This is a genomic window from Flavobacterium sp. 21.1 (genome assembly GCF_057801535.1).
Window position 1 is genome coordinate 123,036 of record NZ_JBYNXA010000002.1, and the last position, 24,378, is coordinate 147,413.

A 24,378-nucleotide genomic window follows, 5' to 3' on the forward strand; every position below is an offset into this window, starting at 1 on the left:
GATTTAAAAAACAAATTTTAGATGGTAGACGGAATTACGCTACACTTATTTAAAACATTGTTTTTAATCGGGAATTTCTGCATCGGAATTTTTGCGGATCAGCTTCCTGTGTCAAATAAAAATAAGGAAGGAATCTGTAAAACAATCGCCTTTCCCAGTGAGAAAAAACTTCAGAAAGAAAGCATTAAGCTCACGCTACAAAAAGTGCTTGTAGATGCAGAAACGGTAACCTTTTGTCTGAGATTCTCCAATCTAAGCGACGAAGCGGTGGTCTTTTATAAACCGGCAAGTGAGGATTTTTTTAATACGATTCTCAGTGTTGAAATAGCGAATGTAAAGAATAATGCTGCGAGCAATCTGGTTATCACTAAGATTCTTGATTTGGATTCGGTAACGTTATCCTGCACGAATTCGATTGTTTTGGAAGCAGGCGAATCGTTTGAGAAAAATGTGATTTTGAAAAGGTCTGAGTTAGCGCCAAAACTAAAGCATGGGAAGTATAAAATGAAGGTGATGCTGAATTATAAAGACGTGAATTTTTATCATTCGAGTTGTTCGAAGTCGATATATAAAGAGGATGTGAGCAGTCAATCCGTTTTGGTTTTGGTTCCTTAAAAAATACAAAGAATGCAAATGACCGCAAAAAAGGCAGGACCACGAGGAAGTAAACCGCTGCAATTTATAAAAGAAAACAGGAATCTGCTTTTATTCCTGACGGCATTGGTGTTTTTCATACTTTACAGAAGTTCCAAAGCCATTTGTTTAAACATAGTCGGTATCACAAAAGAAGCCGTGATTGTTGATGAGCGGAATTACTACGGTAACAGTCCGGTATCCCACGGATTTTCTTACTCCTATAGGTTTCAGATACAGGGAAAGAATTTTTATGGGGATTCCCAGGATTCGGATTACCGGATAGGGGAGAAAGTGCTCATACGGTATGTGCCCTTTTATCCGAACTTCAACGAAATTGAAGACGCTGAATCACCGGATAATTCATCCGACTAGTGTAAAAGGGGTGCCGAAATTTTCTTTGTGACTAAAGTTGTTTTCAAAATGATGGGAAATATAGCTCCATAAATACACAGGTATTCAAGATTTCCGCTTTAGAGAAGTCGCCCTTTGTAAATGGCTTTTGTTTTTTTACGGAAGAGGACGAAGTTTTTATTTATTTGTATACAACATAGATTCTGCTTTAGAAGATTCCTCCTGCGTCGGAATGACAATGTTGTGGGAAAAGATTCGATAGTATAGATTTGTACTGGGACAAATCGGCATATCTTCAGATTGGCGGCCGACCGCTGAGTTATTGTGACAAAAAACAAGTACATTACAGCGTATTCAATATAAAACCAGAAAACAGCAAATAAATGACCAAGACGGCTTTCGCTTTTTTAAAAAACAAGTGGGTTCAGAACTTCTTTTATCTGATGATCGTTGCATCGGTATGTGCTTGGATCTATATGTGTTGGAAGGAAAGAAAAGAAGCTTTGAAGGATACTGTGTTTGTACGGGTCAAAATTAAAGAAGTTATAGTTAGTCAAAAGGGCGGTCCTTACTTTATTTTCGAATATCAAATAAATGACACTACATACGAAGGTGATTATACTATTGTGAGTGGTAATGAATTGGAAGAATACAAAAAATTGAGAGCGTATAAAGACGATTTTTTTTACGTTAAAGTAGCAAGAAAAAAACCTGAATACAATCAATTATTAATCGATAAGGAGGTTGTTGATACGACTTTGAAGCAACCTGTGAGCGGATGGAAGGAACTGCCTGAAAAAGTAAAGTCAAAATATAAACATCAAGATGGGAATGATTTTTTTTCGGGGACTTAGAAATGTATACCAATTGCCTACAGTTAGTGCCTGCAAGAAAACCAAACAAAAAATCCTAACCGTGAATGTTAGGATTTTGATTTATAATATAGTCTGTTACTTATGCTTTCTTAAAGTTCGCCACTTTATAAGTCTTACCGTCCGCTACAGCTTCCACCAATTTAGTTAGTGATTCCTGGTTGTTAACGGTTTTGTCAAACGATACGGTAGCCGTTTTGGTATCGAAATCCACTTTCGCTTCTTTCACGCCTTCTGTTTCGGTTAGTTTTTTCTCAATAGTCGCAGCACAGCCCATCGCACAAGTCATACCTTCGATCTGAAAACTGGCGGTTTCTAAATTTTCAGCAGCGATTTCTTTTTTAGGTGTTGCAGCTACGGCTTCTGTTGTATTGTTTTCTGCTGTTGCCTGTTCTTTTTTGCAGCTTGCAAAACTTAAAGCGGCAAGTGTTACTACCAAGGTGGATTTTAAAAATTTCATATGGGTTAATTTTTTGATTTTGAATCGAATAAATAATCGGAAGCAAAATTACCCAAAAAAAGAACTGATTTTCATTTAAATAACAGAATTTTGACATTTCAAATGCACTTTATGGAATCGAAACAACTCAAATGGATTTTACTTGCAGCGCTTTCCCTGATTTGGGGAAGTTCTTTTATTCTGATAAAAAGAGGTTTGGTGGGGTTGACGCCGCTTCAGCTGGGTTCACTCCGCATGGTGTTTGCCGCTTCGTTCCTGATTATCGTAGGATTTAGAAAGATTACTGCAATTCCTTCAAATAAATGGAAATTCATTGCGTTGACGGCTTTAACAGGTACGTTCATTCCGGCTTTTTTGTTTGCCCTGGCGCAAAGTGAAATTGATAGTTCCATCAGTGCGGTTCTGAATTCATTAACGCCACTTAACACGTTGATTCTCGGGATACTGTTTTTCGGAATGGCGTTTCAGCGCAGCCAGTTGATGGGGGTTTTGATCGGTTTACTAGGGAGTTCGGTCCTGATTTTAAGCGGTGCCGCAGATCATCCGGAGCAGAATTATTTTTATGCGCTGTTTGTTGTGGTTGCCACATTTTGTTATGCTACCAATGTAAATCTGATAAAAAAGTACTTGGCAGACGTTCACCCGATCAGTATTACCGTTGGTAATTTTGTAGTCTTGTTGATTCCGGCGTTGATCATTTTGTATGCCACGGGATTCTTCAGCATTATTCATCAGCCGGAAGTAAAACATTCGGTTATGTTCATTGCAATTTTAGGGATTGTCGGTACTGGGATTGCCAACATACTCTTCTTTAAGCTGATTCAGATGACGTCACCGGTCTTCGCATCGTCTTCAGCGTATTTGTTTCCTATTGTGGCAATTTTTTGGGGTTTATTGGATGGGGAAACCTTATCGTTTATTCAGATAATAGGTGCAGCCGTTATTTTGTTCGGAATTTATCTTTCTTCTAAAAAATAAAAAGTGTGCTTATTCCTTTGTTTAATCGTTGAAGCCCGCAATAAAAGACCCGAAAGTTAAACTATAACTTTCGGGTCTTTTGTTTTTCGGTCAATCAGTGATTATTCTTTAATAAACTTCACCCGGTATTGCTCTTTGTCAGTGTTCTGCAAAGAAAGGACGTAAATTCCAACTTGTAGCTGCGCCAAGTGTTGGTTGATGGCAGATTCAATTTCCTTAATCGTTCCATCGGCAGTAAAGACTGACCGTCCATCAAAACCATAAATTTGTGCAGCATACTTACCTGAAGCATTGTTAATCGTTAAATGAATAGGTTTGATATCGCTGACCGGATTGGGATAAATTGTCAATTCTGAGTGCATTGAAACTTCATTTGCTGAAAGATTTGCCGGATAAACCAAAATGCGCTGTCCGTCGAAACCCACAGCATACACTGCAAGGGCATTGGCGGGGTAATAGACTTTAGTGGTTTGGTTACTTGGGTCACCCGAACCTGAAATGGAAACGTAGATTAATTGATTGCTCGTATTGTATGTTTCATAAGCCACAGCATTGTGCCATTGACTATGTTGTACCGTCAGGTAATTAGTGTTTAACGCGACACCAACTCCTGTTGTTCCGCTTAACGGTAATTGGTTTTTGAACATATTGATACTGTGAGCAGAAGCGTAATGAATAACCGGAGAGACTGGCTGCTGATAACCTTTACTTTGAATATAAGCTATCGTTGCGTTGATCTGTTGCTGGGTAATCGTCAATTGGCCGGTTCCGTAATCGTCGATTGTAATGTCTATCGGTTTCAGAAAGCCTGTTTTCTGGAAAAAAACAGTCAAGTCTTCTTTCACCGCATCACAGGTGTTTTTTACAAAATTCAGAAGCAATTCGCCATTTGTTAATCCTGCGGAATTAGATGTTCTGGCCATTTCCGAGACTATCCCATACCAATGTGCGTAATCGGTTCCTGTGTATGCTGTTGGGTAATCGAATGACAGAATTGGGGCATTTCGGGCCGCACCTGCCAATTGATAGTAGGTTTGCAATTGCCAGAAGGGTACCAGTACCTTAAATACATCAGAATTAGCATTACCCTGCAGGGCTTCACCATTAACCACCGTATTGTAAATGGATCCGTTAATGCGTCCGCCTTCGATGGAGGGTATGCCTGTTGCGGGAACAACATTTTCTTCTTCCAGACGGGTATAAGGGTGATTTGCATGATTCATATTGTAATCCACCCAGACGGTATGGATATTATTGGTCACTTCCGTTGTTCCAATCCACTTCAGATCCGGTCGCACCTGATTAATGTGACCATATTCATGTGCAATGCCCCAAAGGCCTAATTGATCGGGATTGGTTAGGTTTTCCGCTCCCCAATCGATGTCCAGATGAACGCCTAATCCTCCGGCATAATAACCGTTACCATGTTCGTTATAAGTTAGCTGGCGGTTTTTTGGAGATTTGTTGTACTTAAATAGCCCCATCATCATGCGCTCGTGTTGTACAATAGTATCGTATTGACCAATCAGGCTCAGCCCGTCAAATGGAGTTCCGTTTTTTAGCGATGCTCTTTCGTATACCAGATGTGTGTATTTTCCACGGATGTCTATGTACGGATAAGTGGTTTTTGTCATTAAGCTGGGCCATTCGTTGTTAGAAGACGTCTGTGCATCGAAGTAGCCGTTGATTTTTCCCGAGACGATATTGATGTCAACATTGCTTAACGTGCCATTGTTGTTGAAATAATTGATATAGGCCATTCCTCCATTTGTCAACTGAAATACATTCAGGCCGTTTCTCAAAATATAGTGGGAAACTGCTCCACCAAAACCTTGTTGAAAATTTTTAACCGTTAAAGAAACAGTAGTATTTATATTTCGTGCAAACAAAGCGACCTTTTCACCGTCTGCGAATACGATGCCTGTTGCATTTTCGAAGTTATCGTAGGTTCCAATCTTCAGGCTCTGACTGACAGAAGCAAGTGTTGGGTATACTTGGTAAGATTGTACACGGTACTTAGAGACGTACGTTTGGTTGAAAAGACATTGCGCAAGGTCTTTGTAAAATGGTGAGGAAATGGCATCAATGTCGCCTTGTGTGACATTGGGCAATAAAGCTGAATAGATGTTATTGGCAAAAACGTTCGTATAAGGGGTAGCAGAACTGGCGGCATTGGCTGTGTAAAACTCCATTTCGGCGCAACTTGCAAAACCACCGCTTCCGTCTGCTATACTCATTCGGATATTTAACGGTGTTATTTGAGATGGAAACTGTACAATTGAGGGTGTTCCGGACTGCGCAAAATCAAAAGTCATCAAATCTTGGAAGGTGCTGTTGCTTGTTGTGTTGTAACTGATCGTTACATTGCCGAAATTTCCATTGGAGCCACCATCGGCTCTTGGAATGTATTTAAGATAATCAATTGCTGTAGTTCCATTCAATCTGAAGTTCAATACTACCGGAAAAACAGTATTGCTCCAGGAGGAATGATAAAGTGTGTTTACATCATTGTCAAAGGAAGCATTAATGTTTTCTCCCGAATGGAAAGAAGAAGCGGTTGAACCGGAAGCTTGTATTGTGGCTTTTACGTCATTTGCCCCGTTGATACTTAAGGTTGTCGTCGGAATGGTACAATCGACTCCATTATCAGCGGCACCGATCGGACTACTGGAGTAGAATTTCATTTCAGCACAACTTGAAAAATTGCCGGTACCCTGATTGACTACAAATTTGATCGCATACGGGTTCTGAACAGCAGTTGCCAAATTAATTGTTTTGTCGGTATTATTATTTTGCCAGGCTAAATTGGCAGCGATCAAAATGAAATTGGTTGGGTTACTTTGAGTGCTGTAATAAACACTCACATTGGTCCATATTCCATTAGTTCCCGATTGACGAGGGGAGTAGACAATTTTATTGATATTGCTTACTTGTGACGTAAAATAAAAATGTAACGCATCCGGAATACCGTTCTGAGACCATTTTGAGTGATAGATGGTGTTGAGGTCATTGTCGATTGTTTTGGAGACTTCACTTCCGGATTGAGCCGGTTGCTGTGAAGTTACGGCATAAACGGGAACCGCATAGGATTGTGAAAAAGCGTAAAACCCAGTGAGCAGACTAATAAGGATAAGTAGGTTTTTTGTCATTTTTTAAGAAATTTTGGGTAGTATTTTTTATAAAGGGTGTGTAAATTTAATTTTTTTTCAAGAAAAATCTAAAAAAATGAAAAAATATTTCTTTTGGAAAAAAACTGTTCCTCCGCTACCTGCGCAATAGAAATAAAAAAAAGACTGTCCGTAAAGACAGTCTTTTTCTTTTTTAAAACTAATGTTTTTTATTTAAAATCTTCAGCAGTAATGCCTTCGTTGATTTTTACTTCAGTAGTCATCAATTTAAGTTCAACTCCAATGTTCATGTCAGTTGTGTGAGGGAATTTGATTCCTTTCACTTCTTTGTAATCACTGAAGTAAGTTGTTTGCGTCATTTTCTGACCCATTTGCTCCATTTCCTTAGACTCAGCTGTTTTTAAACCGGTCTTAACATCAAAGTAGTAAGTCGTTTTACCTTCTTTAATCGCATATACGTCGCTACCGTTCATAGTCTCGATTCCCTGCAATTTAGCATTTGGATTCGAAGCTAATGTTAATTCTTCGAAAGGAACAGCACCTTGTTTTTGTTCTTTGAATTCTTCCGGAGTCAAATCTTTTCGCTGACCCTGAGTAACTCTGTAACCCGATTTGTCACCAATTACCTGTTTCATCATCGACATACCCATTGCTTTCATTTCAACAGACATTTTGTTGTCGGATGTGGTTTTTGAAGTTAATTCAACAGGTGTTCCCTGAACCGTTCCTGAAGCAACAATTACTACGGATTTCACAGCTTTAACAGCTTTCTCTCCACCGATGGCCTTGATATAGTTGTTGAAAACCGTTGCAGAAGTCACTCCTGCAGGAATAGCGATGCTAACTTTTGGTTTTTCAGTCGGTGCGCCGAATTTGTCGAAATACTGGATCGGTAATTTTTGCTTAGCGCTCATTTTCTCAAGATTCGGAAGTACTTCAGAAGCTTTTCCAACGATTACAACTCTTGTGTTGTCTGCTAAGAAATATTTGTTTGCGGCTGCTTTGATTTCTTCCGGAGTAACTGCACTGATGTTTTTGATGAAGTTCTCATAGAAATCAGCAGGTAATTTTTCGATTTCCGTATTTAAAGCGTAACGGGCAATAGTAGCCGGTTTCTGGATCTGCATTACAAAGTTTCCGATGTATTTTGCTTTCGCGATTTTCAATTCCTCAGGCGAAACCAACTCCGTTCTGATCTTTTTCAATTCGTTCATGAATTCCACTACGGCACTGTCAGTAACTGCGTTTCTTACAGATGCACCTGAGCGGAATTTGGAAACATATCTTCCTGTTCCTAATGAAGAATAAGCTCCGTAAGTCCAACCGTGTTTTTCACGTAAGTTCATGAACAAACGGCCTTCTCCACCACCACCAAGGATTTGGTTGGCTAAGATACCAGCGAAGTATTCTTTGTCAGTCATTTTTAAGTTCATGGTATTAACCAAGCTGATTTCAGACTGAACTGCGTTTGGCATGTCCACAAAGTTAATTTGGCTGTACTGAACATTTTTAGGGTCAGCGTAAGTCAATGAAGGAGCTGATGCTTTTTCCCATGGTCCGAATTGCTTTTCAACCATTTTCTGAACGTCTGCCAGTTTCACGTCACCAACGATCACTAAATAAGCGCTACCTGGTACGAAATAAGAATGATAGTTTTTGTTAACATCATCTAAAGTAACATTCTTGATCGTTGCCTCACTTAAATACTCGCCTGCAGGATGCGTTTTTCCGAAAGCCAAAACGTCTTCCACACGGCCAGCCACTGCAGTTACACTTTTCTCTTCCGATTTAAGGTTCTCCAGCATTTTCTCTTTTTCTTTGTCTAACTCAGTCTGAGTGAAAACAGGATTTAAAAGACCATCGGCCATTAATTCCATGATTCTTCCTGAGTATTTAGACAATCCGCTTCCATAAGCACCTCTTGAGTTAAAGTCGATGTTAGCGCCCAGGAAATCTACTTCTTCGTTAAAAGCGTCTTTCGACATTTTTTTGGTACCGTTACCAATCATTGAGCTCGTTAAATCAGCAACTCCTTTTTTCTCATTTTCTGCATATGGCGGATAGTCGATAGTAAGGCTGTAGCTTACACGAGGAAGTTTGTGATTCTCAACAACTAATACTTTCAAACCATTTTTCAGAGTGAAAGTGCTGGGTTTTCCAACATTGATGATTGGAGCAGGTCCCGGTTTTGGCTGCGTTCTGTCTTGTGCTTGCATGGATATTGCTAAAAATAAACTTGCTGCTATATAAATATATTTCTTCATAGTGATTCTCAACTTAGTTTTGTGCTTTGTCTTTTGCAGGTACATAATCTAAAAGCAAACGTTGGTTTGGATTCAGGTATTTTTTTGCAACCTCTCTGATTTCCTCTCTTGTGATTGAACGGTAGATGTCAATTTCAGTATTGATCAGGTTCACATCACCGTATAATAAGTAGAAAGAAGCAAGGTTTTCGGCGATACCTTCCACGTTAGCGTTACCGTTCACGTATTGGTTTTCGAATTTGTTCTGAAGTTTTTGGAAGTCTTTCTCAGAGATCAGATCCGACTGTAACTTCACGATTTCCTCGTCTACTTCTTTAAGTAATTCCGATGTAGTGGTTTTGCCCATCGGAAGACCGTACAAAATGTACATTCCGTAATCTTCCTGGCTGTAGTTGAAAGCACCGATCTGTAAAGCCATTTTCTTGTCGTCAACTATTTTCTTGTATAATCTTGAGCTTTTTCCGTCCGATAAGATAGAAGAGATCATGTCTAAAACCCTTGCATCACGCGTTTTCATAGAAGGCGTTCTGTAAGTGGCAACCATCATCGGGATCTGGATGTTTGGATCCTGGTAAGTAGCTTTGATGGTTTGAGTGATAGGCGCTTCTTCGAATTTTTGTCTTTGGATAGCCGGTCCTTTAGGGATTGCATTGAAGTAATCTTTGATCCATGTTTTTGCCTGAGCCGGATCGAAATCACCTGCAACCACTAAAACTGCGTTGTTAGGAATGTAGAATTTCTTGTTGAAAGCCTGGAATTCCTGTAATGTTGCAGCATCCAAATGTTCCATCGAACCGATTGGTGCCCAACGGTAAGGATGCACTTTGTAGATGTTTTGTTTCACGGCAGCGATTAAACTACCGTAAGGCTGGTTGTCTACGCGAAGTCTTTTTTCTTCTTTAACTACTTCGTTTTGAGTGTCAACTCCGATCTGGTTGATTACCGGATGCATTAGTCTTTCCGATTCCATCCATAACGACAACTGTAAATTGTTTGAAGGGAAAACCTCGTAGTAGTATGTTCTGTCTTCGGTAGTGTTGGCATTATTGTTTCCACCGTTGGCAGTTACAAGTTTAAACCAGTCACCGCGACCGATGTTTTTGGTTCCTTCGAATAAAAGGTGTTCGAAAAAGTGAGCAAATCCGGTTCTTTCAGGGTTTTCGTCTTTCGATCCCACGTGATACATTACCGATGTGATTACTACCGGAGCTGATTTGTCCTGATGTAAAATTACATGCAGACCGTTGTCCAGATTGTATTCTTCAAATGCTACTTTCTGAGCGGAAGCAACGCCTCCAAGCATTAAAAGCGAACTCAAAGCCATTAAAGATTTTTTCATAAGAGTTACTAGTTATTTTATATAATAAAAGAATGAGTGTGCAATTTCAACATTTTGTTACAATTAGTGATAACTTTTTTTAATGGCGTTGGTTTTTAGTTTTTTAGCGGTAAATTTTAATAAGTAAGTTGTAAGATACAGAAATAGTTGTATATTTGCACACTTAAAAAATTAATTAAACATTATTGTTATGTACGCAATCGTAGAGATAGCAGGGCAACAATTCAAAGTAAGCAAAGACTTAAAGGTTTATGTTCACCGTTTAGCAGTAGAAGAAGGTGCAAAAGTTTCTTTTGACAAAGTTCTTTTATTAGATGACAACGGAAACGTAACTTTAGGCGCCCCAGCTGTAGAAGGTGCTTCAGTAGAAGCCAAAGTGTTACAACACTTAAAAGGTGATAAAGTAATCGTTTTCAAAAAGAAAAGAAGAAAAGGTTACAAAAAGAAAAACGGTCACAGACAATCTTTAACTCAAATCGTTATCGAGAACATCGTTGGTGGTGGAGCAAAGAAAAAAGCGACTAAAAAAGCGGAAGCTACAGAAGAATAATTAACATTTAAAACCAATACGTCATGGCTCACAAGAAAGGTGTCGGTAGTTCCAAGAATGGTAGAGAATCAGAATCGAAACGTTTAGGTGTTAAGATTTATGGTGGTCAAGCTGCAATCGCTGGAAACATTATCGTAAGACAAAGAGGTTCTAAGCACAATCCAGGTGAAAACGTTTACATGGGTAAAGATCATACTTTACATGCAAAAGTTGATGGAGTAGTGAAATTCCAGAAAAAAGGTGATAACAAATCATTTGTTTCTGTAGTTCCATTCGAAGCTTAAGAATTACTCTTAAATAATATAAAACCCCAGTTCGAAAGATCTGGGGTTTTTTGTTTTTGGGCTTCTCGCCAAATCGCCTACTTTTTTAAATGGATTTTTTAAAAGTACATAGGTTTTCGATAGGGGCGGTTCTTTATTTTAAACATTTCTTAAGACTGAAATTCCTGTTAATTTCGTAACTTGTATTGCAATCTGAAATTCCTGAGGCGATGTTTGGTTCAAATTCACAAGCCGAAGTATTTGTCATAACCATCATGTTGATTGTGGTTTATGTGGTTGGATATGAATTAATCCGAAGATTGGATTGCCCGATTGAAAAAAGATATGAGCTTTCCCTGCGTCTCATGGCCTCGCTTTCCTTCTTTCTGGTCATTTATAATATTTATGTATCCATACGGTCTAACGATAGGATAGAGCAGAATAAGGCGGCTTATAATACCGTAGAAAACATCCAGCACAATTGGCTTGATCCTCAAAACGAATTGCTTCAAAAATATCCCGAAGGCTATTTCCTGTACGCCAGTATGGTTCAGGATGCTGATTTTGGAATGGCACTGCCTGAAAAATATGATCCGGTAAAGAGAAAACAACTGGAAGTGTATTATTCGCTAAGGGTGTTTCAGTCGATGGAAGATTTTCTCACTACGGGAAAATATGATACTACAGGTAAGGGCGTCTGGGTGAATAATTACCTTATGTGGATGCAGTCGCCGATATTGCAGGAGTATTGGAGAAAACTGTCATTTAATTACTCAAAGGATACGCGAGAATTTGTCGCGAAAATCATCAGGAAAAGTGATGCATTGGTAGCCTTGCGGAAAAAGAAAGGGAAATTGACTGCCAAAGATTATGATAGCGTCTCGACGGGGTTTATCGTTAATTTTCGCTGAGGAAAGGCCGGAATAGACTAATTAATATTTCAAAACATATTTAAGTTTAAGTTCCTCACTATCTTCGTAAGCTTCATCGTCTTCACTGTGTAACGTATCCTTAATGATGTTTATTTCGTAAAGGAGCATCGCTTTGCCTTTTATTTTGAAATGAAAGAAATCCTCTTTGGTCTTGTCGGAATTCTTGAGCGTAATTATGTCTTTCGGATTTACATCAACGACAAACGCATTTTGAACGCTGTAAAATTTGTAGTGTAAAAAATTGTCGATGGTACCGTCCGGATTCAATTTGATGTTGGTTGAAATTCGCTGATTTTTTTCATTGTAGCAACTGAAGTTTTTATTTTGGAACAAAACCACGTTGGTCATATAATCCACGCCGAAAGACTCCATTTTATGGTCGGCTTTAACGAAGCTCAACTTCTTTGAATTTATGATGAATGAGATTTCATTGTTTTCAAAAACGACATCACTACTATATTGTTTATCACCCCATCGGAATTTAAGTTGCTTTTTTCCTTTGTTATTGAGTAGGATTGCTTCGGAAGCCTCGACGTTGCCTAAATTAAAACTTACCTTTTTTGAACCGTTTTCAGTTTCGGAAGAAATAATCAAAGAAGCGATTCCTTCTAAATGAATATAGGACTGAAAAGGGGAATTGTTCTTTTTTAAATTGGAAACATAGTCTTTTCTTACCCAAACGCCTTCAAGGTTGTCATCGTTTGGTTCTGCAGATTGAGTGATGATCTTAGTTGTTTCCGATGCAACAATTTCGTTTTTGTTTTCTTTACAGTATGTCAGTAGCAATAAAACAATAAATGCAAAAGCGGATCTGATTTCTTTATGGGTTTGATACATTGCAAAGGGTAAGAGTTTTGTTTTTTATATGGTTCATTGTCTAACGTAAGTAGTAACCCGCTAAATGAGGATAAAGTCCTAATAACATCAACATAAAAGCAATTGCATTTTTGTGGAACAATGTCAGCCAGATGCCAATTATTACCAAAGTTATGGCTTCAACAGAATTGCTAAACTCATTCCGCAACAAGATACAGGCCAAAAAATTATATGTTATCAAAAGTCGGGTAAGCCATTTGATAACGTCTGAATCGTTGATTTTGTTGTACATATCCTAAGTGGTAAAATGAGCATCGTAAAAAGTAAAAGTAGTGATAAACAAATAATCTCACCAATGCATGTAAAAAGTATAGAGACAAAGCAACATCGATAAGCCAGAAAGAAAATGTTTATTAAACCACGTAAGCCAAATGGAAAGTAGAACCAAAACAAAGCCTTCAACATAATAGTCGCTGATATGTGTTTTTACATATATCGAGAAAATAAGATTAAAGGTGATTAAAATTCGGGTAAGCCATTTGGTGCTATTTGAATCGTTGATTTTTTTATACATAGCCTTATTGATAAAATGATCATCGTATAAAGTAAAAGTAACAATATCTTTTGCTGTATGGAAATTGAAATGTAAAACAATGTAAGAATCGGCAATAAAAAACCCTCACATCACTGCAAGGGTTTTTAAGTTATCTGAATAAACTGCTGACAGCTATTGTCAACGGTTTACTGATTAATATCTGTAGTATTCCGGTTTGAAAGGACCTTTAACATCCACTCCGATGTAAGCAGCCTGCTCATCATTCAAAGTCTCTAATTCCACACCTAATTTCGCTAAGTGTAAAGAAGCTACTTTCTCATCCAAATGTTTCGGTAACATGTAAACTTCATTTTTGTAAGCCGCAGAATTATTCCATAACTCTAATTGCGCCAAAGTCTGATTCGTGAATGAGTTAGACATTACGAATGACGGGTGACCTGTAGCACAACCTAAGTTTACTAAACGACCTTCAGCTAAGATAAGAATGTCTTTTCCGGCGATGGTATATTTGTCAACCTGAGGTTTGATCTCGATTTTAGAAGCACCGTGGTTTTTGTTTAACCATGCCATGTCAATTTCGTTATCGAAGTGACCGATGTTACAAACAATCGTTTTATCTTTCATTGCCTCGAAATGTTTTCCGATAACGATGTCTTTGTTTCCAGTAGTAGTGATGATGATATCAGCGTTACCTACTACAGTATCTAATTTTTTCACTTCAAAACCGTCCATGGCAGCCTGTAAAGCACAGATCGGGTCGATTTCAGTAACGGTTACGATAGAACCTGCTCCACGGAAAGAAGCCGCAGTTCCTTTTCCAACGTCACCGTATCCGCAAACTACTACTCTCTTACCAGCTAACATAATGTCAGTAGCACGACGGATAGCATCCACAGCTGATTCTTTACATCCGTACTTGTTATCGAATTTTGATTTAGTAACCGAATCGTTCACGTTGATTGCCGGCATGAACAATGTTCCGTTTTTCATTCTTTCATACAAACGGTGAACTCCAGTCGTAGTTTCTTCTGATAAACCTTTGATGCCAGGGATCAATTCTGGGTAACGGTCAAAAACCATGTTGGTTAAATCACCACCGTCATCCAAGATCATGTTCAATGGTTTTCTGTCTTCACCAAAGAATAAAGTCTGCTCGATACACCAGTCGAATTCCTCTTCGTTAAGACCTTTCCAAGCGTAAACCTGGATTCCTGCAGCAGCAATAGCTGCAGCAGCCTGATCCTGAGTAGAGAAAATGTTACAAGAAGACCAAGTTACTTCAGCTCCTAAAGCAATTAGTGTTTCGATTAGAACCGCCGTTTGGATCGTCATGTGTAAACATCCTGCAATACGTGCTCCTTTTAAAGGCTGGCTTGCACCATATTCTGCACGAAGTGCCATTAATCCCGGCATTTCTGCTTCTGCCAATTCAATTTCTTTTCTTCCCCAAGCAGCAAGATTGATATCTTTTACTTTGTAAGCAACAAATGGTAATGTCGTTGTACTCATCTATTTAGTATATTTGTTTTATATTTTTTTCCTGATTCAGGAAGGCAAAATTAAGCATTTCCTTTTTATTTCCTAAAGCATTTCACTTATTTTGTGATTTGTTTATGTTTATAATCTTTTGAAAAACAGTAAAATATCCCATGCCGCTTTTTAAAGTAATCGATATTAACCCCACGTCGAAGATTTTTCTCTGGAAAATCACCGAAGATTTCACCGAACTTTTCAGAAATGTTGCGTTGAAAGACACTTCCTTGGCGCGATTGGAAGGAATGAAGTCAGAAGCGCACCAAAAAGGATTTCTCGCGGTACGGATGCTGTTTCAACACGCAGGTTATGACGATTTCGATCTGTATTATGATGAATTGGGAAAGCCACATTTAAAAGACGGTACGCATATTTCCATTTCACACTCGTTTGATTTTTCAGCCATTGTGCTGAGTACCTGTAATATCGGAATCGATATGGAGCAGATAAAGGAAAAAGTGGTACGACTTGCGCCGCGTTTTATGGATGTAACGCATCTTGAAAATTTATCGCACGCGGACACCATGCGAAAGGCCACCGTAGTTTGGGGAATAAAAGAAGCGATTTATAAACTGAAAAACGAAGCCGGAATCAGTTTTCAGGATCACATTTTTGAAAATCCGTTTCAACTGTCCGAAAGAAAATGCAGTGCCGAACTGCATTTTAATGACATAGTTCAGCACTACGATATTATTTTTGAAGAAATTGATCTGGATGACAATCAGCCCAACGGTCCCAATTACATGCTGGTTTGCGCGGTGGAATCGGAATAAGTTCGCTTACGGTTCTCGTAAATAGCCATCATCATCACCGTTCCCATTTTCGGAGCACGAAATTTCAGGGTTTTTACATTCTCACCTTCAAACAATTCATCCAACGTTTCAAACCAAAGGTTCAGCCATAAACCAAAAATTGTAGGCGTGATCACATGACCAAATTTTTTATCGACCTCCACATGGGCCTGTATTGGATTTCCATAGAATCTTCGGTTACCAAACAAATTGCTTTCCCAAAAATCGGTTAGCTTTTCCAGGTGTGTGTCCCAATCGGAAATCGTCCCATTAAAAAAATGGCTTATTTCTTCGTTGACCCTGATTTTTCCGTAAAAAGAGTGTAGCAATTTGGATAGGTCCTCCCGGTTCTGAATGTCATTTTTCATTACTGGATAATAAGCGTGTTCAGGATAATCATCACAATACTGCTGATTACGCTCGTCAAAGTCAGATTGAAGACTAATTTTGGTTTTTGCTGCGCTAAAATGGCGCCGTTGACAAAGCTACAGGCGATAACAATCAAAGCCAGTTGCATCATTTGGAAAAAAGAAGTGCCGTTCTGTAAAATATACATCGCTGCTGCACCACCCAAACAACTTTGTCCGATGATCGCTAAAGTGCTGTAGGCATAATATTCTTTTTGAAACTCGTCTAAGGTTTTTTGATATAGTGTCATAATCTTTGATTTTAATAAACCAAAATTAGGACGCCTTATACCCTGGGTTTTATGATTTGAATCATGTTTGAAAAATTATCGGTAAACTTTTCTGCTGATGATTTTGATTTCGTTTTTCCGTTCCAATGCTTTGATGGCACGAATGACGGTTTCAACGCGAAGACCTGTCAAATCAGCCATCTGTTGTCGGGTTAGGTCAATACGATAACCGGTAGCTTCTTTTTCGATTTTGAAGAATTTAATGGAATAATCGATGAGTTTCAACAAACGGTGTTCCGGTTCCTGAGAAGAAATCTCTGCTGCCATCACCGATTTGTAATGAAGCCGCTGCGCCAGATTTTCAATAATATTAAGAGAAACCGAAGCATTTTCATTCACCAGTTTCAGAAAAGAAGATTTTGGTACCATAAATAATTCGCAATCCGTAACGGCAATCGCATTGGCAGGATATACGCGATTAAGGAACAAGGGCGGCTCACCAAAACTTTGCTTCCGACTGAAAATCCCCTGAATAAACTCCCTGCCGTCATCATTGAAATTGCACATTTTTACCTCACCGCCAATAACCTGATAATAATTTAACGGTATGTCGCCTTCACGGAAAATAATATCGCCTTTCGCATATTTTTTTCGCAACGCATTGTGGGATTCCAATAATTCTTCAGGGATCATAAAGGATATTCTAAAGGTTCAGTACAAAAATACTATTAAAATTTTACGGATTTTAAAAATAAACTACATTTACCGACTCATAACGAAGAACAAACAAATGCTGTACAACCAGATTTTATCGGCTAAAAATAAGAACCAAAAACTTTTGGCTATCCTGCTCGATCCGGATAAGATCGTTTTGGATGAGGTCTTGTTGTTGGCAGATAAGATAAACGCTTCTCCGGCAACCCATATTTTTGTGGGAGGAAGTATCGTGGAAGCCAATATCATTGATGAACTGATTGTCCTGCTGAAGCAAAAAACAAGTTTGCCAATTCTGCTTTTTCCGGGAAACCCGTCACAGATTTCAAGTAAAGCGGATGCAATCTTGTTTCTGACTTTACTCTCAGGAAGAAATCCGGACTATCTGATCGAACATCAGGTGAATGCGGTTCCGATTTTGAAGAAAACCAATCTGGAAGTCATTTCAACAGGCTATATTCTGATTGAAAGCGGAACCCAAACCGCCGTGGAGCGGGTAAGTAAAACCGATCCCTTGGATAGGAAAAATTCCGATTATGTGGTTCAGACCGCGCAGGCCGGGGAATACATCGGGAATAAATTAATTTATTTAGAAGCCGGAAGCGGAGCCAAAAATGCGGTGCCGTTGGAAATGATTCGTAAAGTGTCGGATAACATCCGGATTCCTGTAATCGTCGGTGGCGGAATCCGTTCGAAAAAAGCGATTGATGAGGCTTACAATGCAGGCGCTGACCTGGTGGTTATCGGAACGGCGTTTGAAAACGATCCTAACTTTTTTAATTTCATTTCCCATGCTTGATTTTTTTCTTGACGCTTATAAAGATGCTTCGATAACGAAAATCATGCTGGAATTCATCGTGTTTATATTTGGGATTCTGAGTGTGGTTTTGGCCCGAAAAGAAAGTATACTAACATATCCCACCGGACTGATTGCGACAGTAATTACGACCTACCTGCTTTGGGTAGCGGGTTACCTGGGTGACATGATGATCAATCTCTATTTTTCTATTATGAGTATCTACGGCTGGTGGAACTGGGCAAGAAAAACCGGTCAGCAGAAACCATTGTCGATAACACGAACAAATTTTAAAGAAAAAATTATCGGTATTGTATTGTTTTTAATGACAATTATTGTAGTTTTCGCCATCTATACTTTCTTTGATTATGAAATAAAAAAAGAAAATTATGTAGATATAGTGGCTTCAGGGATTTTCTTTACGGCAATGTGGTACATGGCCCATAAAAAGATAGAAAACTGGACCCTTTGGATTATTGGAGATATTATTGTAACACCGATTTATGCATACAGAGGATTGGGGATGTTGTCGTTACAATATTTAATTTTTACGGTTTTGGCCATTTTAGCTTACAGAGAATGGAGAAAGATTTTACAACAAAAGATAGCATAATTGAAGATTTTGGTTTTTCGGAATCTGATTTTGAATACATAAAGGAATACGGAATCAAAGGCGAAAAAATCGCCCGCGAACTGGAAATGTTCCAAACCGGGATTGCCAATATTTCGTTGGAAAAAACAGCGACGGTTGGTGACGGAATACTGACGTTTTCGGAAGAAGATGCCGCAAGGTATAATGATTATTTCGAAAAGGAACGAGCCGTCTATACCATTGAAAAATTTGTTCCGGCCTCCGGAGCGGCGAGCAGAATGTTCCAGTTTCTGATCGAATTCATTAATGAGTTTCAGTTAGGGGAAGAAACAATAAATGCTTATATCAACCGACAAAAGGCAACGAACCTGTCTGTTTTCCTGGTGGGTCTGGAGAAATTCCCGTTCTATGAAATGGTTCTTGAGGAAGTCAAAACGCTTTTTGCGAATTACGAAGAACTGACGCAGGACGAAAAATACTATTACTTCATTAACACGCTTCTTTCTTCCGAAGGTTTTGATTTCAGTAATAAACCTAAGGGAGTTTTGCCGTTTCACAGAAATGGAGACGAAGTAACCACGCCGCTTTACAAACATTTAAAAGAAGCAATAGAATATTCGGGCGTTAATGGAAGACCGCAGATCCATATGACGGTTTCGGAAGAGCATCAGAACGATTTCGAATCGATCATTGCTGAATTAGCGCCCGATGTAACCGTAAATTATTCTTTTCAGCAAAAAGAAACGGATACCCTGGCGGTCGATATGGAGAACAATCCGTTCCGATTGGATGACGGTAAATTGTTTTTCCGTCCCGGCGGACACGGCGCTTTGATTGAAAACCTGAATCAGCTGGAAAGTGACATCGTTTTCATCAAAAACATCGACAATGTCGCTTTCAATCATTTTGACGAGATCGTTTTTTATAAAAAAGTGCTTGGCGGTTTGCTGTTGGAACTGCAAAAATCAATTTTCACGCATCTTGAACTGTTGGAGAATTCGGCCGAGGTAAAACTGGATGAAGTTGTTGCTTTCGTGACAGACAAGTTGAACATCGTATTACCTAAAGATTTTTCAAAATATTCATTAGAGAATCAGAAAGCCGAGTTGATCCATTTATTAAACCGTCCGATCCGTGTTTGCGGAATGGTGAAAAATGAAGGGGAACCCGGCGGCGGACCATTCTGGGTAGATGAAGACAACGGAACCGTTTCACTGCAAATCGTGGAATCCTCGCAAATAGATCAGCAAAACGAAAATCAAAAGAAAATCTTTTCGGAATCCACGCATTTCAACCCGGTAGACCTGGTGTGCGGACTGAAAAATTACAGAGGGAAGAAATTCAATTTAACCGATTTTGTAAATCATAACGCCGGTTTTATTGTTCAGAAAACCAAAAACGGTAAAGACATCAAAGCGTATGAACTCCCGGGATTGTGGAACGGAGCAATGGCAAACTGGATAACTATTTTTGCTGAAGTTCCTTTGGTGACCTTCAATCCGGTAAAAACGGTAAATGACCTGCTTAAACCGGCGCATCAGCACGAATAATAGTGGATAAGGAAAAACTTATTTCGGAATTACAGTTCAAAGCGGTTCGCAGCAGCGGCTCGGGCGGACAGAACGTCAACAAAGTGTCCTCCAAAGTAGTGCTGCAATTCGATCTGAAGAATTCAGCGGCATTTTCAGAAGAGGAAAGAGAACTGCTTTTGATGAAACTCGAAAACAAACTTACCAAAGATCAGATCCTGATCCTGAATTGTGATGAAGACCGAAGTCAGCTCCGAAACAAAGAAATCGTAATCAAACGCTTTTTGCTGATTGTCGAAGGCGCGCTGAAAGTGCAGAAACAAAGAAAAGCCACTAAAATTCCGCGTTCGGTCATCGAAAAAAGACTCAAGGAAAAGAGGGGTCAGTCGGAAATAAAACAGTCCCGGAAAAAACCAAGATATTAATTAATCGGACTTCCGTTTGATTATTGCCATTGATAGTCCTATCTTTGTGCCGTCTCAAAGGGGTGCTCTAAATGACGAGCTGAGATTATACCCAACGAACCTGGAACAGGTAATGCTGTTTAGGGAAGGCTGAGCGTTAAGAAAATGTACAGTGCGTATTTTTGGTGAAGAAGCCAGATGGGACACTACCAAGTTTTTTTGTCAGTAACGTTCAGCAGCATATCAAATTTAATTTTTTAAAAAAGAATAATTGCCCCTTTTATTCGTAGTTCATTACGAATGAAAACTTTATTCAAATCCAAAAGAGAAAAAGCAACAAACATCCATTTCGGTTTTGTATTGTTTCTTGTTTCTTGTTTCTTTTCCCTAACTGGTTTCGCTCAGGAAAAAGAGAAAGATACTACAAAAGTAAAAATGTTGGATGAAGTGCTGGTTTCGGCTGTTAGGGCCCATGAAAAACAACCGGTGACCTTTAGCAACATGGGTAAAAAGGAATTGGCCGAGCGAAATTTAGGTCAGGATATCCCGGTTTTGATGAATTACCTGCCTTCGGTAGTAACCACTACAGACGCCGGAAATGGTGTGGGTTATACAGGCATCCGTGTGCGTGGTAGTGATGCGACGCGTGTCAATGTTACGATCAACGGAATTGCTTACAATGATTCGGAATCGCACGGGACTTACTGGGTGAACATGCCGGATTTTGTTTCGTCCGTGGAAAACCTTCAGTTGCAGCGCGGAGTGGGAACTTCTACCAATGGAGCCGGTGCGTTCGGAGCGAGTCTGAACATGCTGACTGATTCCTATTCCACAAAAAGTAACGGTGAAATTTCGAATTCCTACGGAAGTTTCAATACGCACAAACATACCGTGAAATTCAGCACCGGTTTGATGAATGATAAATTTGAATTGGCCGGACGTTTGTCTAAAATCAATTCGGACGGATATATCGACAGAGCTTCTTCCGATTTGAAATCCTATTTCCTTCAGGGCACATTTGTTGGGAAAACCACTTTGATTAAAGGAATGGTTTTCGGCGGAAAAGAAAAAACGTATCAGGCCTGGAACGGAATCGATGAAGCAACATTAGAAAACAACCGTACGTTCAATCCGGCGGGGATGTTTACCGATGAGTTCGGAAACGTTCGCTTTTATGATAATGAAACCGATAATTACCAGCAGGATCACGCGCAGTTGCACTGGAATCAAAAGATTGGGTCGAAATGGAATACCAATCTGGCGTTCCATTATACAAAAGGAAGAGGGTATTACGAAAACTACATAGAAAATGCGGATTTCGCGGAATACGGAATGGAGCCTGTGATTGGACAAACTTCGACTGATCTGGTTCGGCAGAAATGGCTGGACAATGATTTCTACGGGACTACAGTTTCGGCGAACTACAAAAATGAAAACCTCGATATCATCCTTGGCGGTGCCTGGAATAAATACGACGGATTGCATTACGGAAAAGTGATTTGGTCGCGTTATGCATCCACCAGCGAGTTAGGAGATAAGTATTATAACGACCGCGGCGTGAAGACCGACGTGAACGTGTTTGCTAAAGTGGGATACAAGATCAGTAATGCTTTCAGTCTCTTTGGAGATGTGCAGTTGAGAAACGTAAATTACAAGGCGGATTCTCCGGAAACCGGTTTGGTAGATGATACCTTCAATTTCTTCAATCCGAAAGCCGGAATTACCTATACGTTGAATAAAAACAATAATTTCTATTTCTCCTATGCACGAGCAAACCGCGAACCGAACCGAACCGATTATGAAAATGGAAGTCCGAAGCCGGAGCAATTGGATGATTTCGAATTGGGATGGCGTTATGCTTCCCCAAGAACAAAATTTAACGTGAATGCTTACTACATGGCTTATAAAGATCAGTTGGTTTTAACCGGTCAGTTGGATGAGGTGGGTTCACCTATCAGGGCTAACAGCGGGGACAGTTTCCGTGTGGGATTGGAAATGGATGCGGCAATTTCTGTTTTGGAAGAATTGGTAATCCGTCCCAATGTTACCGTGAGTGTGAATAAAAACAAGGATTTCGTGTTTCAGAGAGATGGTATGCTGCAAAATTTAGGCGACACAAACATCGCTTACTCACCAAGCGTGATAGCAGGAAATATTATTACTTATATGCCTGTGAAATCGGTGCAGTTATCCTTCCTGACAAAAATCGTAGGAGATCAGTATATGGGGAACATTGATTCGGATGTGTCAAAGCTGGACGGTTATTTTGTGAATGACTTCTCTGTGAATTGGGTAATCAAAACGAAATCGGTTTTACAATCCATAGTGGTAACCGGACTGATAAATAACATTTTTGACTATGAATACGTTTCCAATGGTTATTTCTATACCTATGACGACGATTTTACTAATCCGGGAACCATCACTACCATCGAAGGTGCGGGCTATTACCCTCAGGCAGGTATTAACGGTATGCTTGGCGTAACGCTAAAATTTTAAAACTTGATTGTAATTGAGTAATGAATCCTGACGGGAAGATCCTGTCAGGATTTTTTAATTGTAAACATTGATAACGCTTCCGTTAACGGAGGTGCGGTACTGTTTCATCGGATATTGCGCGCCACCGGCCAAACCCGTGAATAAACTGTATTCTTTTTCGTCACAGGCGCAAACAGCATTGATTCCGTCAATCGTCATGGTGGAACAACTGCTCAATGCCTGATTGGGACAGGCAGCATCAAAAGCAGTGTATCCGCTTCCGGTATTGAAAACGATAATACCTCTGATTCCGTAACCGCCAACATACACCGCATTACTTGGGTATTGAAGATTACTGTAAGAAGGTAGAGTCATGTTGATTTGCATATTCACCGCATAATTAGGCAGGTAGGGGTTGTTATTGTTGCTGCCTTCGTCTTTATTGCAGCCCAGTAATAAAATGGCAGTTAATGTTGTAAGGAAGATGGAGCGTTTCATTTTTAAATAATTTTGCAAAACAATTGATAAACAAATTTAAATTAATTAACTTTGACAAATGCAGTAATGCAGCAATAAAAACGAAAATAGAGTAAAAAACAATATCTTTGAGAAAAGAAATCCCGTTCCGATGGGATTTTTTCTATTTATATAAACGATGAAGTTATGAGTACAGTATCTTATTACACGGCAGAAGGATTAAAAAAGTTAAAAGATGAATTAGATCATCTTAAAAGCATAGAAAGACCAAAAGCATCTCAGGCAATTGCCGAAGCAAGAGATAAAGGAGACTTGTCCGAAAATGCAGAATATGATGCAGCAAAAGAAGCTCAGGGGCTGTTAGAGATGAAGATTTCCAAAATGGAGGAAGTAGTTTCTAACGCGAGACTGATCGATGAATCGCAATTAGATGTGTCAAAAGTATTAGTTCTTTCTACAGTTAAGATTAAAAATCAAACCAATGGAATGGAATTGAAATACACTTTGGTGGCGGAAAGCGAGGCGGATTTGAAAACCGGAAAAATCTCTGTGACTTCTCCGATCGGAAAAGGATTGTTAGGGAAGTCGGTTGGTGAAATCGCTGAAATCAATGTGCCTAACGGAACGTTGAAATTTGAGATTCTGGAAATCTCCAGAGACTAAATCTGTTTCCAATTATAAAAATCAGAGATCATGGCTTCTATTTTTACCAAAATCATAAACGGAGAAATACCGTGTTACAAAGTAACCGAAGACGATAATTTCATTGCGTTTCTGGATGTGAATCCGAATGCCAAAGGACATACGCTTTGTGTGCCGAAGCAGGAAATCGACAAGCTTTTTGATATGGAGGAAGACCATTATCTGGCATTAATGAAATTTTCCCGAAAAGTGGCAAAGGCGTTAGAGAAAACCGTTGCTTGTAAACGTATTGGTGTTTCTGTAATCGGGTTGGAAGTGCCTCATGTACACGTACACCTTATTCCTTTGAATGAAATGGGAGAGATGACGTTCAAACAAAAGGTAAGTCTTACGCCGGAACAGTTTGAAAACCTGGCCAAAGATATTCAGTCGAATCTATAGAAAAAGATAAGAGGTTATAAAAAAAGCGAAATCATTTGGTTTCGCTTTTTTGTGTTATTAGGATAGTCCCTCCTTTACCGTTTAAATCGTCGGCATTCCTTTGAACAAAATCCCATTTATTATTATTGCCTTAATGTTGATAAGAACAATTTTTTTCAAGTTTGGAATAGGTTTTCAATGTGTAGAGCCAAGTTGTCGC

The 24,378-nt window shown here is 39.3% G+C and carries 26 protein-coding genes; 15 read left to right on the forward strand and 11 right to left on the reverse strand.

Features of this window, described 5'->3' with window-relative positions:
• The first annotated feature begins 21 nt into the window (after nucleotides 1–21).
• The 3 genes from AC3E9U_RS03895 to AC3E9U_RS03905 all read left to right on the forward strand — a co-directional run bounded on the left by AC3E9U_RS03895 (nucleotide 22) and on the right by AC3E9U_RS03905 (nucleotide 1,841).
• Entirely contained in the window at nucleotides 22–615 is a 594-nt protein-coding gene (locus tag AC3E9U_RS03895; RefSeq protein WP_488745606.1) for a hypothetical protein, read from the forward strand.
• Nucleotides 616–633: 18 nt separating this feature from the next.
• On the forward strand, nucleotides 634–1,008 hold the full coding sequence (locus tag AC3E9U_RS03900; RefSeq protein WP_488745607.1) for a hypothetical protein: 375 nt from the start codon (nucleotides 634–636) through the stop codon (nucleotides 1,006–1,008).
• Between the two features lie 362 nt (nucleotides 1,009–1,370).
• The gene (locus AC3E9U_RS03905; protein WP_488745608.1) at nucleotides 1,371–1,841 is read left to right on the forward strand and encodes a hypothetical protein; all 471 of its coding nucleotides are present in this window, start codon (nucleotides 1,371–1,373) and stop codon (nucleotides 1,839–1,841) included.
• A 100-nt stretch (nucleotides 1,842–1,941) separates the two neighbouring features.
• Here the strand turns inward: AC3E9U_RS03905 and AC3E9U_RS03910 are convergent, their stop codons facing one another.
• A complete protein-coding gene (locus AC3E9U_RS03910) occupies nucleotides 1,942–2,319 on the reverse strand; it encodes a cation transporter (protein ID WP_488745609.1) in 378 nt (125 codons plus the stop codon).
• Nucleotides 2,320–2,430: 111 nt separating this feature from the next.
• Here AC3E9U_RS03910 and AC3E9U_RS03915 point away from each other — a divergent pair, with 111 nt between their 5' ends.
• Entirely contained in the window at nucleotides 2,431–3,297 is an 867-nt protein-coding gene (locus AC3E9U_RS03915; protein WP_488745610.1) for a DMT family transporter, read from the forward strand.
• A 101-nt stretch (nucleotides 3,298–3,398) separates the two neighbouring features.
• Here the strand turns inward: AC3E9U_RS03915 and AC3E9U_RS03920 are convergent, their stop codons facing one another.
• The 3 genes from AC3E9U_RS03920 to AC3E9U_RS03930 all read right to left on the reverse strand — a co-directional run bounded on the left by AC3E9U_RS03920 (nucleotide 3,399) and on the right by AC3E9U_RS03930 (nucleotide 10,028).
• Nucleotides 3,399–6,446, reverse strand: coding sequence for a M60 family metallopeptidase (locus AC3E9U_RS03920; RefSeq protein WP_488745611.1), 3,048 nt, complete (start codon nucleotides 6,444–6,446; stop codon nucleotides 3,399–3,401).
• A 188-nt stretch (nucleotides 6,447–6,634) separates the two neighbouring features.
• On the reverse strand, nucleotides 6,635–8,689 hold the full coding sequence (locus AC3E9U_RS03925) for a M16 family metallopeptidase (protein ID WP_488745612.1): 2,055 nt from the start codon (nucleotides 8,687–8,689) through the stop codon (nucleotides 6,635–6,637).
• Between the two features lie 13 nt (nucleotides 8,690–8,702).
• On the reverse strand, nucleotides 8,703–10,028 hold the full coding sequence (locus AC3E9U_RS03930; RefSeq protein ID WP_488745613.1) for a M16 family metallopeptidase: 1,326 nt from the start codon (nucleotides 10,026–10,028) through the stop codon (nucleotides 8,703–8,705).
• Between the two features lie 190 nt (nucleotides 10,029–10,218).
• Between AC3E9U_RS03930 and rplU the strand changes: the two genes are divergently transcribed.
• From rplU to AC3E9U_RS03945, 3 genes are all read left to right on the forward strand, one after another.
• Nucleotides 10,219–10,578 (forward strand): 50S ribosomal protein L21, encoded by a 360-nt coding sequence (rplU, locus tag AC3E9U_RS03935; RefSeq protein WP_488745614.1) that lies wholly within the window; start codon nucleotides 10,219–10,221, stop codon nucleotides 10,576–10,578.
• Between the two features lie 23 nt (nucleotides 10,579–10,601).
• Nucleotides 10,602–10,862 (forward strand): 50S ribosomal protein L27, encoded by a 261-nt coding sequence (gene rpmA, locus AC3E9U_RS03940; protein ID WP_023573269.1) that lies wholly within the window; start codon nucleotides 10,602–10,604, stop codon nucleotides 10,860–10,862.
• A 209-nt stretch (nucleotides 10,863–11,071) separates the two neighbouring features.
• Complete coding sequence (locus AC3E9U_RS03945; protein ID WP_488745615.1) at nucleotides 11,072–11,752, forward strand: hypothetical protein; 681 nt, start codon at nucleotides 11,072–11,074, stop codon at nucleotides 11,750–11,752.
• 21 nt (nucleotides 11,753–11,773) lie between these two features.
• On the opposite strand, the gene AC3E9U_RS03950 is transcribed toward AC3E9U_RS03945, so the two are convergent.
• The 3 genes from AC3E9U_RS03950 to ahcY form a co-directional block, all read right to left on the reverse strand.
• Nucleotides 11,774–12,610, reverse strand: coding sequence for a hypothetical protein (locus tag AC3E9U_RS03950; RefSeq protein ID WP_488745616.1), 837 nt, complete (start codon nucleotides 12,608–12,610; stop codon nucleotides 11,774–11,776).
• Between the two features lie 40 nt (nucleotides 12,611–12,650).
• The gene (locus AC3E9U_RS03955) at nucleotides 12,651–12,881 is read right to left on the reverse strand and encodes a hypothetical protein (RefSeq protein WP_488745617.1); all 231 of its coding nucleotides are present in this window, start codon (nucleotides 12,879–12,881) and stop codon (nucleotides 12,651–12,653) included.
• 456 nt (nucleotides 12,882–13,337) lie between these two features.
• On the reverse strand, nucleotides 13,338–14,654 hold the full coding sequence (ahcY, locus tag AC3E9U_RS03960) for an adenosylhomocysteinase (protein ID WP_488745618.1): 1,317 nt from the start codon (nucleotides 14,652–14,654) through the stop codon (nucleotides 13,338–13,340).
• A gap of 140 nt (nucleotides 14,655–14,794) precedes the next feature.
• On the opposite strand from ahcY, the gene AC3E9U_RS03965 reads away from it, so the two are divergent.
• Nucleotides 14,795–15,451, forward strand: a complete 657-nt coding sequence (locus AC3E9U_RS03965) for a 4'-phosphopantetheinyl transferase family protein (protein ID WP_488745619.1) — start codon at nucleotides 14,795–14,797, stop codon at nucleotides 15,449–15,451.
• Here the strand turns inward: AC3E9U_RS03965 and AC3E9U_RS03970 are convergent.
• From AC3E9U_RS03970 to AC3E9U_RS03980, 3 genes are all read right to left on the reverse strand, one after another.
• Nucleotides 15,418–15,837 (reverse strand): group III truncated hemoglobin, encoded by a 420-nt coding sequence (locus AC3E9U_RS03970; RefSeq protein WP_488745620.1) that lies wholly within the window; start codon nucleotides 15,835–15,837, stop codon nucleotides 15,418–15,420. The two genes, AC3E9U_RS03965 and AC3E9U_RS03970, sit on opposite strands and share 34 nt — an antisense overlap.
• Nucleotides 15,837–16,127: a hypothetical protein gene (locus tag AC3E9U_RS03975; protein ID WP_488745621.1), complete on the reverse strand. Its 291-nt coding sequence runs from the start codon at nucleotides 16,125–16,127 to the stop codon at nucleotides 15,837–15,839. The genes AC3E9U_RS03970 and AC3E9U_RS03975 overlap by 1 nt, the downstream gene beginning before the upstream one ends.
• A gap of 75 nt (nucleotides 16,128–16,202) precedes the next feature.
• On the reverse strand, nucleotides 16,203–16,799 hold the full coding sequence (locus tag AC3E9U_RS03980; RefSeq protein ID WP_488745622.1) for a Crp/Fnr family transcriptional regulator: 597 nt from the start codon (nucleotides 16,797–16,799) through the stop codon (nucleotides 16,203–16,205).
• Nucleotides 16,800–16,896: 97 nt separating this feature from the next.
• Here AC3E9U_RS03980 and AC3E9U_RS03985 point away from each other — a divergent pair, with 97 nt between their 5' ends.
• The 5 genes from AC3E9U_RS03985 (at nucleotide 16,897) to AC3E9U_RS04005 (ending at nucleotide 22,640) form a co-directional block, all read left to right on the forward strand.
• Nucleotides 16,897–17,619 (forward strand): phosphoglycerol geranylgeranyltransferase, encoded by a 723-nt coding sequence (locus tag AC3E9U_RS03985; protein ID WP_488745623.1) that lies wholly within the window; start codon nucleotides 16,897–16,899, stop codon nucleotides 17,617–17,619.
• On the forward strand, nucleotides 17,612–18,229 hold the full coding sequence (pnuC, locus tag AC3E9U_RS03990) for a nicotinamide riboside transporter PnuC (RefSeq protein ID WP_488745624.1): 618 nt from the start codon (nucleotides 17,612–17,614) through the stop codon (nucleotides 18,227–18,229). Before AC3E9U_RS03985 ends, pnuC begins: the two co-directional genes overlap by 8 nt.
• Complete coding sequence (locus AC3E9U_RS03995) at nucleotides 18,196–19,758, forward strand: DUF4301 family protein (protein ID WP_488745625.1); 1,563 nt, start codon at nucleotides 18,196–18,198, stop codon at nucleotides 19,756–19,758. The genes pnuC and AC3E9U_RS03995 overlap by 34 nt, the downstream gene beginning before the upstream one ends.
• 2 nt (nucleotides 19,759–19,760) lie before the next feature.
• Nucleotides 19,761–20,162 carry an alternative ribosome rescue aminoacyl-tRNA hydrolase ArfB gene (gene arfB / locus AC3E9U_RS04000; RefSeq protein WP_488745626.1) on the forward strand — a complete coding sequence of 134 codons (402 nt, stop codon included), beginning with the start codon at nucleotides 19,761–19,763 and terminating at the stop codon, nucleotides 20,160–20,162.
• Between the two features lie 279 nt (nucleotides 20,163–20,441).
• Nucleotides 20,442–22,640 (forward strand): TonB-dependent receptor, encoded by a 2,199-nt coding sequence (locus AC3E9U_RS04005; RefSeq protein ID WP_488745627.1) that lies wholly within the window; start codon nucleotides 20,442–20,444, stop codon nucleotides 22,638–22,640.
• A 54-nt stretch (nucleotides 22,641–22,694) separates the two neighbouring features.
• Here the strand turns inward: AC3E9U_RS04005 and AC3E9U_RS04010 are convergent, their stop codons facing one another.
• A complete protein-coding gene (locus tag AC3E9U_RS04010) occupies nucleotides 22,695–23,117 on the reverse strand; it encodes a Rieske (2Fe-2S) protein (protein WP_488745628.1) in 423 nt (140 codons plus the stop codon).
• Between the two features lie 165 nt (nucleotides 23,118–23,282).
• On the opposite strand from AC3E9U_RS04010, the gene greA reads away from it, so the two are divergent.
• Together greA and AC3E9U_RS04020 are read left to right on the forward strand one after the other, a co-directional pair.
• On the forward strand, nucleotides 23,283–23,759 hold the full coding sequence (gene greA / locus AC3E9U_RS04015) for a transcription elongation factor GreA (protein WP_488745629.1): 477 nt from the start codon (nucleotides 23,283–23,285) through the stop codon (nucleotides 23,757–23,759).
• Nucleotides 23,760–23,789: 30 nt separating this feature from the next.
• On the forward strand, nucleotides 23,790–24,179 hold the full coding sequence (locus tag AC3E9U_RS04020) for an HIT family protein (protein WP_488745630.1): 390 nt from the start codon (nucleotides 23,790–23,792) through the stop codon (nucleotides 24,177–24,179).
• Nucleotides 24,180–24,378: the final 199 nt, after the last annotated feature.